Here is a 13,505-nt window from a genome sequence, read left to right on the forward strand (position 1 = left end):
CCGTGGCCGGGTGCCCGTGTCCCCCGACCCCGGTTTCGTCTTCTCCGGCACCGCGATCGAGTGGCGCGGGCCCGCCCCGTTCGTGTTCCTCGAGGTGCCGGCCGAGACCAGCGACGACATCAAGGAGGCCGCGCGCGGGCAGGAGTACTGGGGCCAGGTCGCGGTCGAGGTGCGCATCGGCGACACCGACTTCCGCACCGCGCTCTTCCCGAAGGACGGGCGCTACCTGGTGCCGCTGAAGGTCGCCGTACGACGGGCCGAGGGGATCGAGGTCGGGCAGCGGCTCACCGCGACCCTGGAGCTGGCGCCGAGGTCCTGACGTGCCGGTCACCCTGGCCCACCCGGCGGCGGTGCTGCCGTTGCGTGGTCTCGGTCTGCCGCGTCCGGGGGCGCCTTCCCGCTCGTGCCCGGATCGGGCGCCGGGCCTGGCTGCTCGCGCCACTCGCGGCCGTCGTGGGTTCGCTCACCCACACGCTGTGGGACTCGTTCACCCACCAGGGCCGCTGGGGTGTGCGGCACGTCGCCTGGCTGGAGCAGACCCACGGCGCGGGGTGCTCGGGGTCGCCTGGCGGCTCGCGCCCGAGGTCAGTGACCCGGTCGGGGCCTGAGCGCCACCGCCGGACCGGTGTACGACGCCAGCGCAGCCCGCACCGCCTCGGAGATCGGCCACGACGAACCGGCCGCGGTGTCCCAGAACACCGCGCTCGTCTCGGCGACGACCGCCGGTGGGTGGTCGAGGCCCACACGCAGCTCGAGCGAGACCGCGAACGACGAGCGGCTGACGTGGCTGACCCAGATCCGCACCAAGAAGGGCTGGTAGGCGGCGAAGCGCATCTCGGCGTGGTATTCGACGTGCTGGGAGCCGACCAGCTCGGTCACGCCGGACGGAAGGTCGCGCAGCAGGCCCCGGCGGCCGTCCGGCTCACCGAGATCGGCGTGCCGGAAGAACAGCAGCCGGGCCTCGTCGAGCACCCGGATCGCCTCGACGTTGTCGACATGGCCGCCGAGGTTGATGTCGCGCAGTCGCGCCTGGATCTCGCACTCGAAGACCTTGCCCACGCCCGGCATCCTCGCAGGACCACGGCTCACAGCTCGAAGCGGTAGCCCATCCCCGGCTCGTTGCGCAGGTGCACCGGCCGGGCGGGGTCGGCCTCGAGCTTGCGGCGCAGCTGGGCGACGTAGAGCCGCAGGTTGCCGTGGGCGTTCTCGTAGCCGGGCCCCCATACCTCGGTCAGCAGCTGGCGCTGGCTGAGCAGCTGGCCGGGGTTGCGCAGCAGCACCTCGAGCAGGTGCCACTCGGTGGGCGTCAGCCGGACCTCCTCGCCGCGCACGGTGACCCGGGTGGCGCCGAGGTCGACGGTGACGTCGCCGAAGGCGACCACCGTGGCGGCGCCGCCGTCGTCGTCGGGAGCGGTACGACGCTCCATCACCCGCAGCCGGGCGAGCAGCTCGTCCATCCCGAACGGCTTGGTCACGTAGTCGTCGGCGCCGGCGTCGAGGGCCTCGACCTTGTCGGCGCTGTCGCTGCGACCCGACAGCACGAGGATGGGGACGGCGGATCGCGCGCGCAGCCGGGTGATCACGTCGACGCCGTCGAGGTCGGGCAGGCCGAGGTCGAGGATGACCAGGTCGGGCGGGGCGAGGTCGGCGACCGCGACGGCCTCGGTGCCGTCGCCGGCGGTGGTGACCTCGTAGCCGCGCGCCCGGAGGTTGATCGACAGTGCCCGCACGATCTGCGGCTCGTCGTCGACGACCATGATCCGCGTCATCCCACCCGCTCCCTGATGCCGAGGTCTCCTCCGGCGGGCTCGCCGGCCGCGACGGGCAGCGAGATCACCATGGTCAGCCCGCCACCGGGCGTCTCCTCGGGCTCCAGTGTGCCGCCCATGGCCTCGACCAGGCCGCGGGACAGGGCCAGGCCGAGGCCGACGCCGGTGCTGTTGTCGTGGTCGCCGAGCCGCTGGAACGGCAGGAACACCCGCTCGTACTCGGCCGCCGGGATGCCCGGTCCGGTGTCGACGACCCGGATCTCGACGCGGTCGAGCACGGCGCTGCCGGTCAGCAGTGGCGGGGCGCCTTCGGGGGCGTAGCGGTGGGCGTTGGTCAGCAGGTTGACCACCACCCGCTCCAGCAGGGCGGCATCGACCAGCGCGGGCGGCAGGACCTCGGCGACGTCGAGGCGTACCGGGCCGGTGATGCTGACGTCGTCGAGGGCGCCGGCGATCACGTCCTCGACCAGGGTGGGCGACAGGTGCACCGGCAGCGCACCGGCCTGCAGCCGGCTCAGGTCGAGCAGGCTGTCGACCAGCCCGGCGAGGGTGTCGAGCGCGTCGTCGGCGGTGCGGAGCAGCTCGCGGCGGTCCTCGGCGGTCAGCGTGACGTCCTCGGCGCGCAGCCCCGACACGACGGCCTTCGCGGCCGCCAACGGGGTGCGCAGGTCGTGGCCGACGGCGGCCAGCAGCGCCGTACGCACGTTGTTGGCCTCGGCCAGCGTTCCCGCCCGGGCGGCCTCCTCGGCCAGCCGGATCTGGTGCACAGCCTGGCTGGTCCGCGCCGCGAACGCCGCGGCGACACGGGCGTCCTCGGGCGCCAGGCCGCGACCGCGCAAAGCGAGCGAGGTGTCCGGGCCCGCGGGTACGACGGTGTCCGCCGCCTCCGGGTTCGTCGCCGGGTCCGGCCCCGCCGCACTCAGCAGACGCCAGGCCCGGTCCTCCTTCTCGAGGAAGGCGACCGACTCCAACGACAGGCTCTCCCGGAACCTTTCGAGCAGTACGGCCAGGTCGTGGCTGCCGGTGAGCGGGGTGGCCGCCAGGCTGGCGAGGACGTGGGACTCGGCGACGGCGCGCGCCGCCTGTCGGGTACGCCGGGCGGCCAGGTCGACCACGGAGCTCACCATCACCGCCACCAACAGGTAGACGCCCAGGGCGAGCGCGTTGTTGGTGCTCGCGATCGTCAGCGTGTGCACGGGTTCGGTGAAGAAGTAGTTGAGCAGGAAGGACCCGAACAGGGCCGCCACCACGGCCGGACCGACGCCGCCGACGAGCGCGACGGAGACCACGAGCAGCAGGAACAGCAGCACGTCGCTGACCAGGTTGAGCGCGTGGTCGACCGGGAGCAGGGCGAGGGTGAGCAGGGCGGGCAGCAGCACCGCGAGCGCGTAGCCGCGCATCCGCCGGCGCAGGCTGAGCGCGCCCCGGCCCACCGGGAGCCGGCGGCCCTGCCCGGCGTGCGTGTGGGACACGATGTGCACGTCGATGTCGCCGGACGCGCGGATGGTGCGGGCGCCGATCCCCGGCGGCAGGACGTACGCAGCCCAGCGCGAGCGCCTGCTGTCACCGAGGACCAGCTGGGTCGCGTTCTCCGCGCGGGCGAAGGCGAGCAGGGTCTCGGGGACGTCGTCGCCGAGCAGCTGGTGGTAGGTGCCGCCGAGCGACTCGACGAGCTGGTGCTGGTGGGTGAGGTGCGTGGGGTCGGCGCCGGTGAGCCCGTCGGAGCGGCTGACGTGGAGGGCCAGCAGGTCGCCGGTGCCCGAGCGGGCGGCGATCCGCGCGGCCCGGCGTACGAGCTGCTCGCCCTCGGGACCTCCGGTCAGCCCGACCACGACCCGTTCCCGGGCCTCCCAGGTGCCGGTGATGTCGTGCTGGCGGCGGTAGCCGAGCAATGCGTCGTCGACCTTGTCGGCGACCCAGAGCAGCGCCAGCTCGCGCAGCGCGGTGAGGTTGCCCTCGCGGAAGTAGTTGGAGAGCGCGGCGTCGATCTTGTCGGGTGCGTAGACGTTGCCGTGGGCGAGCCGGCGGCGCAGGGCCTCGGCCGACATGTCGACCAGCTCGACCTGGTCGGCGGCGCGCACCACCGAGTCCGGAACCGTCTCCTGCTGCCGCACCCCGGTGATCTTCTCGACCACGTCGTTGACCGACTCGAGGTGCTGCACGTTGACGGTGGAGATGACGTCGATGCCGGCGTCGAGGAGCTCCTGCACGTCCTGCCAGCGCTTGGCGTTGCGCGAGCCCGGCACGTTGGTGTGAGCCAGCTCGTCGACGAGGACCACCTTCGCCCGGCGCCGCAGCACCGTGTCGAGGTCCATCTCCTCGAGCTCGGTGCCCCGGTAGCGCGTGGTCCGGCGCGGGACCACCTCGAGCCCGTCGAGCATGGTCGCGGTGTGGCTGCGGCCGTGGGTCTCGACGTACCCGACGACGACATCGGTGCCGCGGTCCAGCCGCCGGCGGCCCTCGCCGAGCATGGCGTAGGTCTTCCCGACGCCGGGGGCGGCGCCGAGGTAGACCCGCAGCCGACCTCGCTTCATGGGACTAGTCTTCCAGCCCGTCGAGCGCGAGGTTGAGCTCGAGCACGTTGACCCGCGGCTCGCCGAGGAAGCCGAGGGTGCGGCCGGTGGTGCTGTCCTCGACCAGCCGCCGGACAGTGGCGGCCGGGAGGTCGCGGGTGCGGGCGACACGAGCGACCTGCTGGGCGGCGTACTCCGGCGAGATGTGCGGGTCCAGGCCGGAACCGCTGGCCAGCACGGCGTCCGGCGCCACGTCGGCGGGATCGACGCCGTCGAAGGCAGCGACGTCCGCGATCCGCTGCCGCACCGTGGCGACCAGCTCGGGGTTCTGCGGCGACAGGTTGGACGCCCCGCTGGAGAGCGGGTCGTAGCCCTCGCCCGCGGCGGAGGGACGGGACTGGAAGTACGCCGCGTCCCCGGCGTACGACTGGCCGATCAGGGCCGAGCCGACGACCGTGCCGTCGCGCTCGATCAGGGATCCGTCGGACCGCTGGGGTACGACGGCCCTGGCGAACCCGGTCAGCGCGAGCGGGTAGGCGAGGCCGAGGAGGACGGTGAGCACGCCGAGGACGCGGGCAGCGGCGGCGAGCTGCGTGAGGCCGCCGCGCAGGGTGGAGGTGATGGACATGGGTCGCTTCCTTGTTCAGCCGATGCCGGGGAGTCCGGACACCAACAGGTCGATGAGCTTGATGCCGAGGAAGGGGGTGATCAGACCGCCGAGGCCGTAGACGGTCAGGTTGCGACGCAACATCGCGGACGCGCTGGAGGGCGTGTACCTCACCCCGCGCAGGGCCAGCGGGATCAGCGCGACGATGATCAGTGCGTTGAACACGACCGCGGAGAGGATCGCGGACTCCGGCGAGGAGAGCCGCATGACGTTGAGCGCGTCGAGGCCGCCGTACACGCCGGCGAACATGGCGGGGATGATCGCGAAGTACTTCGCCACGTCGTTGGCGATCGAGAAGGTCGTCAACGCGCCGCGGGTGATCAGCAGCTGCTTGCCGATCTCCACGATCTCGATGAGCTTCGTGGGGTTGGAGTCGAGGTCGACCATGTTGCCGGCCTCCTTGGCGCTGGAGGTGCCGGTGTTCATCGCGACGCCGACGTCGGCCTGGGCCAGGGCGGGCGCATCGTTGGTGCCGTCGCCGGTCATCGCGACCAACCGGCCGCCCTCCTGCTCCCGCTTGATCAGCGCCATCTTGTCCTCGGGCGTCGCCTCGGCGAGGAAGTCGTCGACCCCGGCCTCCTCGGCGATCGCCTTGGCGGTGAGCGGGTTGTCGCCGGTGATCATCACAGTGCGGATGCCCATCCGGCGCATCTCCTCGAAGCGCTCGCGCATCCCCTCCTTGACCACGTCCTTGAGGTGGATGACGCCGAGGACCCGCGGCGGGTTGTCGGCCACGCGCTCGGCCACGACGAGGGGCGTGCCGCCGGCGGACGAGATCGCGTCGACCGTCGTACCGACCTCGGGGGAGGGGCTGCCGCCGAGCTCCCGCACCCAGGCGGTGACCGCGGACGCCGCGCCCTTGCGGATCTCGTGGCCGGGCAGGTCGACGCCGGACATCCGGGTCTGCGCGGTGAACGGCACGAAGTGGGCGTCGGTGAGCTCGCCGGCCGAGCGCTCGCGCAGGCCGTACTCGCGCTTGGCGAGGACGACGACCGAGCGGCCCTCCGGCGTCTCGTCGGCCAGCGACGCCAGCTGGGCGGCGTCGGCGAGCACGGCGACCCCCGCGCCGTCGGCGGGGATCAGCTCCGCGGCCTCGCGGTTGCCGAGCGTGATGGTGCCGGTCTTGTCGAGCAGCAGCGTGTTGACGTCGCCGGCGGCCTCGACCGCGCGCCCGGACATGGCGAGCACGTTGTGCTGCACGAGCCGGTCCATGCCGGCGATGCCGATCGCGCTCAGCAGCGCGCCGATCGTGGTCGGGATCAGGCAGACGAGCAGCGCGACGAGCACCAGGATCGACTGGTCGGCGCCGGAGTAGACCGCCAGCGGCTTCAGGCTCACCGTGGCCGCGAGGAAGATGATCGTCAGACTGGCCAGCAGGATGTTGAGCGCGATCTCGTTGGGCGTCTTCTGCCTGCTCGCACCCTCGACGAGCGCGATCATCCGGTCGATGAAGGACTCGCCCGGGTTGGTCGTGATCCGTACGACGATCCGGTCGGACAGCACCTTCGTGCCGCCCGTCACCGAGCAGCGGTCGCCGCCCGACTCGCGGATCACCGGCGCGGACTCGCCGGTGATCGCCGACTCGTCGACGCTGGCGATGCCCTCGACGACATCACCGTCGCCGGGGATGACCTCGCCGGCCTCGACGACCACCCGGTCGCCGATCCGCAGCTCGGTCGCGGGGACCGGCACCAGGTCGCCGTCCGCGTCCAGGCGACGGGCCAGGGTCTCGGTCTTCGCCCGGCGCAGGGTGGCCGCCTGGGCGCGGCCTCGACCCTCCGCGACCGCCTCGGCGAGGTTGGCGAACACGACGGTCAGCCACAGCCAGGCGGTGATCGCCCAGCCGAAGCCGGAGCCGTCGCGGATCGTGAGCACGGTGCAGAGGACCGCGCCGACCTCGACGACGAACATGACCGGCGTACGGACCATGACCCGTGGGTCGAGCTTGCGCAGGGCGTCGGGCAGGGACTTCAGGAGGGTGTGCAGCATGGAGGTCTCCGGTGCGTTGGAGGTGCGTGGGGCGCTCACAGGCCCTCGGCCAGCGGGCCGAGCGCGAGGGCGGGAAAGAAGGTCAGCCCGGCCACGATGACCGTGACGACCGCGAGCATCCCGACGAACAGCGGGCCGCGGGTCGGCAGCGTCCCCGCGGTCCGCGGGACCGGGACCTGCCGGGCCAGCGAACCGGCCAGCGCGAGGACCAGCACGATCGGCACGAACCGGCCGAGCAGCATCGCCAGACCGATGGTGATGTTGTAGAACGACGTGTTCGCGGACAGGCCGGCGAACGCGGAGCCGTTGTTGTTGGCGCCGGACAGGTAGGCGTAGAGCACCTCGCTGAGCCCGTGCGGTCCGGTGTTGAGGATCGACTCCCGCGGTCCCGGCAACGACAGGGCCAGGGCGGTGAGCCCGAGGACGAGCAGCGGCATGGTGAGGATGTTGAGCGCCACCAGCTTGATCTCGCGGGCGGTGAGCTTCTTGCCGAGCAGCTCGGGGGTGCGACCGACCATCAGGCCGGCGATGAACACGGTGAGGATCGCCAGCACGAGCATCCCGTACAGGCCGGTCCCCACGCCGCCGGGTGCCACCTCGCCGAGGCCCATGTTCAGCATCAGCAGGCCGCCGCCGACCGGCGAGAACGAGGAGTGGAAGGAGTTCACCGCGCCGGTGCTGGTGCCGGTGGTGGAGACCGCGAACAGCGCCGAGCCCGGTACGCCGATCCGCGTCTCCTTGCCCTCCATCGCCGAGCCCGCGACGTCGTACGCCGCGGTCGGGTGGGCCGCCTCGATGGCCCAGACGGCGGCGAGCATGACCACCCAGATCACGGCCATCGCCGCGAGCACGGCGTACCCCTGGCGGACGTCGCCGACCATCACGCCGAAGGTGCGGGTCAGGCAGACGGGGATGAGGAGCAGCAGGAACACCTCGAACAGGTTGCTGACCGGGTTGGGGTTCTCGAACGGGTGCGCGGCGTTGGCGTTGAAGAACCCGCCGCCGTTGGTGCCGAGCTCCTTGATCGCCTCCTGGGACGCGACCGGGCCGCCCGGGATCGTTTGGTGCCCGCCCGTGAGCGTGGTGGCCTCGACGCCGCCGGACAGGTTCTGCACGACGCCGAGCAGGATCAGCGCGACCGCCGCCACGACGGCCAGCGGCAGCAGCACCCGGACCGTGCCGCGGGTCAGGTCGACCCAGAAGCTGCCGAGCCGTCCGGTGCGGGAGCGGGTGAAGCCGCGGACCAGCGCCACCGCGACCGCGAGGCCGACGGCGGCGGAGAGGAAGTTCTGGACGGCCAGGCCGCCCATCTGGACCAGGTGGCCCATCGTGGTCTCACCGGAGTAGGCCTGCCAGTTGGTGTTCGTCACGAACGACGCGGCGGTGTTGAACGCCAGGTCCGGCGCGACGTCGGGGAGGCCGAGCGACCAGGGCAGATGGTCCTGCAGCCGCTGGAGCGCGTAGAGCAGCACCAGGCCCGCGACGGAGAACGCGAGCAGCGAGACGGCGTACGTGCGCCAGGCCTGGTCGCCCCGCGGGTCGATCCCGACGAGGCGGTAGATCCCGCGCTCGACGCGCAGGTCCCGATCGGTGGTGAAGACGTGGGCGATGTAGGTGCCCAGGGGGCGGTAGCACAGGGCGAGGGCAGCGATCAGCGCGCCGACCTGGAGCAGGCCGGCCAGGGTGTCGTTCATCTAGAAGCGCTCCGGGAGGATCAGGGCCAGCACGAGGTAGCCGAGGAGGAGGGCGCTGATGACCAGCGCGGCGACGTTCTCGGCGCTCATGAGGTCCTCCGGGCCGCCGCGAGGGCGAGCAGCACGAACCCCGCGAGCAGAGCGAGGTCGGCGGGCGCGAGCCCGAGCTCGCCGTACGGGTGAAGGGCGAAGCCCTCGGCGAACGCCCAGCCGGCGATGCCCGTCCCGCAGGCGAGGGCGCGGGTCAGCGGCAGCGCCGCAGCGGCGGTGACGAGGAGGACGACGGCGGTGCCGAGGGGTGCGGGCAGGTCGAGGGCCGTGATCACGCCGGCGGTGACGAACAGCGCGAAGCCGCCGAGGCCGAACCGGACGGCAGGCTCCTCGAGGAGCCGCGGCTCGGCCGTCTGCCCGGCTCGGCGGAGGAGGTGGACGGGTGTCATGACTCGGAGTCTTCGCTCGGCCGGGCCGGGTGGCGCGGGTCCTGACGCGTTCCTAACGGCGGCCTGACAGGGCCTAACGGCTGTCAGGAACGTGTTAGGGGTCTCGCTGAGTGGCGGCGGCGCGGATCGGCTTGGGCGTGAATGCCTCAGCGAGCGAGCGGGCGTCCGCGTCCGTGGTGGCGGGTCACGTGCCTGACCGGCGTCGACGACTCTCCTCCCTCGGCTACCAGCCGGGCATCGCCTTCCTCGCCGCCGGGCTGCTCAACCCCTCGCCACCGTGGTCCTGCTGCTGACCCTGTTCGGCGCGCCGTCGGTCTACCGCGGGGTCGCGGCCGAGAGCCCGCACGGGCAGCGTCGATCGCCATGCTGGAGGGGCTCCGGGCCGGCTGGCGAGGCAAGCTGTTCGTGCTCGCGAGGGCAGCCTGATCCCGCAGATGGCGCGGGTCCTTCTCTTCGGCACCGGCGAGTCGTCGCAGTAACACGCCGTCCACTCGACTACCCGGCAGTTGTCCGCACGCGCGTCGGCGTATCGCAGGCGTGTCGTGCTGAGAACCGGCGACCAGTCGGGTGGACGGCGTGTTACTTCAATGCGGGCGGGCGGCAACGGGGCGGGCCGAGGCGAGCCGGCCGCGTCCGGCGTACGGTCGGAGGATGGGCTACGAACAGATCAGCGCGGATGAGTTCAGCCAGGCCGAGGGCGTCGCGGACTGGCGGGTCCTCGGCGTCGACGCGTACGCCGTGTTCCGCACGGGCAGCTTCACCACCGGCCTGGAGCTGGTGAACGCGATCGGTGAGCTGGCGGAGGCGGCCAACCACCATCCGGACCTCAAGCTGGGCTACCCGTCACTCGCGGTGCACCTGACCACCCACGACACGGGCACCCTCACCACGGCCGACCTCGACCTCGCGCAGCGGATCTCGGCGGCTGCCCGCAACCTCGGGGTGGCCGGGGACCCGGACGCGGTGACCGCCTGGGAGTGATCGAGCCGGCAGACGTCGTACGAGCCTGGACGACGAAACCGGCGCTTGGACGACGATGCTTCCTCGTCCAAGCACCAGTTTCACCGGCCGGCCGGTGAAACTCACTCCCCGACGTACGCCGCCAGGTGCTCGCCGGTCAGCGTCGACCTCTTGGCGACGAGCTCGGCGGGCGTGCCCTCGAAGACGACCGTGCCGCCGTCGTGGCCGGCGCCGGGGCCGAGGTCGATGATCCAGTCGGCGTGCGCCATCACGGCCTGGTGGTGCTCGATCACGATGACCGACTTGCCGGCGTCGACCAGGCGGTCGAGCAGGCCGAGCAGGTTGGCGACGTCGGCGAGGTGGAGACCCGTGGTCGGCTCGTCGAGGACGTAGACGCCGCCCTTCTCCTTCAGGTGCAGCGCGAGCTTGACCCGCTGCCGCTCGCCACCGGAGAGCGTGTTGAGCGGCTGGCCGAGGGTGAGGTAGCCGAGCCCGACGTCCTCGAGGCGGCCCAGGATGTCGGCAGCCGCGGGCACCTTCGTCTCCGGCGCGGAGAAGAGCTCCAGCGCCTTCTCGACCGGGAGGGCGAGCACCTCGGCGATGTTGAGCCCGCCCAGCCGGTAGTCGAGCACCGCGGCCTGGAACCGCTTGCCGCCGCAGTCCTCGCACGGCGTGGAGACCGTGTCCATGAAGCCGAGCTCGGTGACGATGACGCCGGAGCCCCTGCAGGTCGGGCAGGCACCCTCCGAGTTGGCGCTGAAGAGGGCCGGCTTCACGCCGTTGGCCTTGGCGAAGGCCTTGCGGATCGGCTCGAGCAGACCGGTGTAGGTCGCCGGGTTGCTGCGCCGCGAGCCCTTGATCGCGCCCTGGTCGATGACCACGACCCCCTCGCGCCCGGCGATCGAGCCGTGGATGAGCGAGCTCTTGCCGGACCCGGCGACACCGGTGACGACGCACAGCACGCCGAGGGGTACGTCGACGTCGACGTCGCGCAGGTTGTGGCTGGAGGCGCCGCGGACCTCGATCGCGCCGGTGGCCTCGCGGACGGTGTCCTTGAGCTCCGCGCGATAGGCCAGATGGCGCCCCGTGAGCGTGTCGGAGGCCTGCAGCCCGGCGACATCGCCCTCGAAGCAGATGGTGCCGCCGGCCGTGCCGGCGCCGGGACCGAGGTCGACCACGTGGTCGGCGATCGCGATCGTCTCCGGCTTGTGCTCGACGACGAGCACGGTGTTGCCCTTGTCGCGCAGCTCCAGCAGGAGCTTGTTCATCCGCTCGACGTCGTGCGGGTGGAGACCGATGGTCGGCTCGTCGAAGACGTAGGTGACGTCGGTCAGCGCCGAGCCGAGGTGGCGCACCATCTTGGTGCGTTGGGCCTCGCCGCCCGAGAGCGTGCCGGACGGCCGGTCCAGCGAGAGGTAGCCGAGCCCGATCTCGATGAAGGCGTCGAGCAGGTGGAGCAGCGTGCCGATGAGGGGGGCCACGCCCGGGTCGTCGATGGTGCGCAGCCATTCGGCGAGGTCGGTGACCTGCAGCGCGGTCACCTCGGCGATGTTGCGACCCTTGATCGTGACCGACCGCGCGGACGTGTTGAGCCGGGTGCCCTCACACGACGGACAGGTGCCGAAGACCGCGGCCCGTTCGACGAACGCCCGGATGTGGGGCTGCAGCGAGTCGACGTCCTTGGCGAACATCGACTTGCGGATCTTCGGGATCAGCCCCTCGTAGGTGATGTTGATCTTCTCGACCTTCACCTTGCGCGGCTCGGCGTACAGCAGGTCCTCGCGTTGCGCCTTGGTCAGCTTGCCGATCGGCACGTCCGGCGGCACGACCACCTTGTAGGGCGCCACCATCCAGCCGTCGGCCGTGTAGCCCGGAACCAGGATCGCGCCCTCGACGAGCGACTTGCTCTCGTCGACGATCTGGGTGAGGTCGAGATCGGAGACGGTGCCGCGCCCCTCGCACTGCGGGCACATGCCGCCGAGGTAGACCTGCTGCTTGATGACGTTCTTCTTGCCCGACTCCGTCACGGAGGCGCCGCCGACGGTCGTCGTCGGGATGTTGAAGGAGAACGCGGTCGGGCCGCCGATGGACGGCTCGCCGATCCGGGAGAACAGCGAGCGCAGCATCGCGTGGGCGTCGGTCACCGTGCCCAGCGTCGAGCGGGGGTTGGCCCCCATCCGCTCCTGGTCGACGATGATCGCCGTCGTGAGGCCCTCGAGCACGTCGACCTCGGGACGGGGCAGGTTGGGCATGAACCCTTGCACGAAGGTCGAGTAGGTCTCGTCGATCAGCCGTCGGGACTCGGCGGCGATGGTGCCGAAGACCAGCGAGCTCTTGCCCGACCCGGACACGCCGGTGAACACGCTCAGGCGGCGCTTGGGGATGTCGACGTCGACGCCCCGGAGGTTGTTGACGTGGGCGCCCTGCACCCGGATGACGTCGTGGCTGTCGGCGGGATGCGACCCGGCAGACTTCGGCATGGGCCCATCATGACCGATCGTGCCGACACCCGGGACCCGTCGCGGGGACGGTCGTTGAGGTGTACGAGAATCGTCAGTCCTGGTGGGGGATCCGGGACGAAACTTGGGGGGAACCGTGCTGGAGGGAGCCGTGATCGACGAGGCCGCCACGCAGACGAGCTACGAGGAGTTCGGCGTCGCGTGGATCCGCCGGGTGCTCCACAAGGAGCGGATCCTGCGCACCATCGACGAGGTGTTGGGCGACCAGATCGCGCTCGGCCCGATCGGCGCCGGGCCGGGCCGAGCGTTCGCGAGCGTGAGCTTCGTCGGGACCTACCGGCCCACGACGGGCGAGTTGGTGCCGGGCGAGCTGCTGACCTATGCGATCGACCTGCCGATCAGCGTGGTGTTCGAGCTGGGCCTGCCGATGGACCGGCTGACGTTCAACGCCGAGGTCGTCGTACCGCTGGTCCTGGTGGTCCACACCGAGGCACCGCTGAGGCTGCGGCTCGAGCTGAAGACCCCGACCGAGGACCAGATCGGACTCGAGCTCAAGACCGACACCCGGCGCGGGGCGATGCTGCGCAAGGTCGCGGGCCTGGACGCCGAGCTGCGGCGGTTCCTGCTCAAGGTGCTGGACACCGAGCTGGCCAAGGACTACGTGCGGAAGGCGACCCACCTCGACATGGAGGAGCTGATCGACGAGGCCTGGCCGGCCTTCACCGAGCAGTTCCTGCCGCGGGGACCCGAGGACCGACAGGGCTGATCGCAGCCCGGTGCGCCGGCTGGGCGACGGTACGCCGGGCGAGCCGGCCCGGGGCGGCCACGACGTCGTGCAGCGCACCGAACGCCATCGCGGCGAGCGGGATCCACAGCGGGATCAGCATGAAGGCGAAGATCGGCACCAGGGTCAACAGGTCGCGCATCGCGGGCTCCTCGGGTGGGTTTCTCGACCTCACCGAGTCTGCGGCGGGCGCCGGCGCCCCCGCTCGTGCCCAGGGACAGACCGGCGCG

13 protein-coding genes and 1 pseudogene are annotated in these 13,505 nt (G+C 71.8%); 4 read left to right on the forward strand and 10 right to left on the reverse strand.

Annotation, left to right across the window (positions count from 1 at the left end; translation table 11 throughout):
* Window positions 1-10 precede the first annotated feature (10 nt).
* Entirely contained in the window at window positions 11-319 is a 309-nt protein-coding gene (locus FBY23_RS02375; protein ID WP_260805698.1) for a DUF1905 domain-containing protein, read from the forward strand.
* 44 nt (window positions 320-363) lie between these two features.
* Window positions 364-531: pseudogene (locus tag FBY23_RS26890) on the forward strand (DUF4184 family protein); the annotation flags it as partial.
* Between the two features lie 54 nt (window positions 532-585).
* Here the strand turns inward: FBY23_RS26890 and FBY23_RS26580 are convergent.
* The 8 genes from FBY23_RS26580 to FBY23_RS02415 are packed head-to-tail and all read right to left on the reverse strand — an operon-like array spanning window position 586 to window position 9,072.
* Window positions 586-1,059, reverse strand: coding sequence for a thioesterase family protein (locus FBY23_RS26580; RefSeq protein WP_260805699.1), 474 nt, complete (start codon window positions 1,057-1,059; stop codon window positions 586-588).
* Window positions 1,060-1,085: 26 nt separating this feature from the next.
* Window positions 1,086-1,769: a response regulator gene (locus FBY23_RS02385; RefSeq protein WP_141796684.1), complete on the reverse strand. Its 684-nt coding sequence runs from the start codon at window positions 1,767-1,769 to the stop codon at window positions 1,086-1,088.
* The gene (locus tag FBY23_RS02390; protein ID WP_141796685.1) at window positions 1,766-4,303 is read right to left on the reverse strand and encodes a DUF4118 domain-containing protein; all 2,538 of its coding nucleotides are present in this window, start codon (window positions 4,301-4,303) and stop codon (window positions 1,766-1,768) included. Before FBY23_RS02390 ends, FBY23_RS02385 begins: the two co-directional genes overlap by 4 nt.
* A gap of 4 nt (window positions 4,304-4,307) precedes the next feature.
* Window positions 4,308-4,910 (reverse strand): potassium-transporting ATPase subunit KdpC, encoded by a 603-nt coding sequence (kdpC, locus tag FBY23_RS02395; protein WP_141796686.1) that lies wholly within the window; start codon window positions 4,908-4,910, stop codon window positions 4,308-4,310.
* Window positions 4,911-4,925: 15 nt separating this feature from the next.
* Entirely contained in the window at window positions 4,926-6,938 is a 2,013-nt protein-coding gene (gene kdpB, locus FBY23_RS02400; protein ID WP_141796687.1) for a potassium-transporting ATPase subunit KdpB, read from the reverse strand.
* A gap of 35 nt (window positions 6,939-6,973) precedes the next feature.
* The gene (gene kdpA, locus FBY23_RS02405) at window positions 6,974-8,632 is read right to left on the reverse strand and encodes a potassium-transporting ATPase subunit KdpA (RefSeq protein ID WP_141796688.1); all 1,659 of its coding nucleotides are present in this window, start codon (window positions 8,630-8,632) and stop codon (window positions 6,974-6,976) included.
* Window positions 8,633-8,722: a K(+)-transporting ATPase subunit F gene (kdpF, locus tag FBY23_RS02410; protein ID WP_141796689.1), complete on the reverse strand. Its 90-nt coding sequence runs from the start codon at window positions 8,720-8,722 to the stop codon at window positions 8,633-8,635. It lies immediately after the preceding gene.
* Complete coding sequence (locus tag FBY23_RS02415; protein WP_141796690.1) at window positions 8,719-9,072, reverse strand: hypothetical protein; 354 nt, start codon at window positions 9,070-9,072, stop codon at window positions 8,719-8,721. The genes kdpF and FBY23_RS02415 overlap by 4 nt, the downstream gene beginning before the upstream one ends.
* A gap of 651 nt (window positions 9,073-9,723) precedes the next feature.
* Here FBY23_RS02415 and FBY23_RS02425 point away from each other — a divergent pair.
* Entirely contained in the window at window positions 9,724-10,053 is a 330-nt protein-coding gene (locus FBY23_RS02425; RefSeq protein ID WP_141796691.1) for a 4a-hydroxytetrahydrobiopterin dehydratase, read from the forward strand.
* A gap of 101 nt (window positions 10,054-10,154) precedes the next feature.
* Here the strand turns inward: FBY23_RS02425 and FBY23_RS02430 are convergent, their stop codons facing one another.
* On the reverse strand, window positions 10,155-12,512 hold the full coding sequence (locus tag FBY23_RS02430) for an excinuclease ABC subunit UvrA (RefSeq protein ID WP_141796692.1): 2,358 nt from the start codon (window positions 12,510-12,512) through the stop codon (window positions 10,155-10,157).
* A 115-nt stretch (window positions 12,513-12,627) separates the two neighbouring features.
* Here FBY23_RS02430 and FBY23_RS02435 point away from each other — a divergent pair, with 115 nt between their 5' ends.
* Entirely contained in the window at window positions 12,628-13,257 is a 630-nt protein-coding gene (locus tag FBY23_RS02435; protein WP_141796693.1) for a hypothetical protein, read from the forward strand.
* Here FBY23_RS02435 and FBY23_RS02440 read toward each other — a convergent pair.
* Window positions 13,211-13,417 carry a hypothetical protein gene (locus FBY23_RS02440; RefSeq protein ID WP_141796694.1) on the reverse strand — a complete coding sequence of 69 codons (207 nt, stop codon included), beginning with the start codon at window positions 13,415-13,417 and terminating at the stop codon, window positions 13,211-13,213. The genes FBY23_RS02435 and FBY23_RS02440 overlap by 47 nt on opposite strands.
* Between the last annotated feature and the right edge of the window lie 88 nt (window positions 13,418-13,505).

The sequence above is a fragment of the Nocardioides sp. SLBN-35 genome, from assembly GCF_006715725.1.
Taxonomy (GTDB): domain Bacteria; phylum Actinomycetota; class Actinomycetes; order Propionibacteriales; family Nocardioidaceae; genus Nocardioides.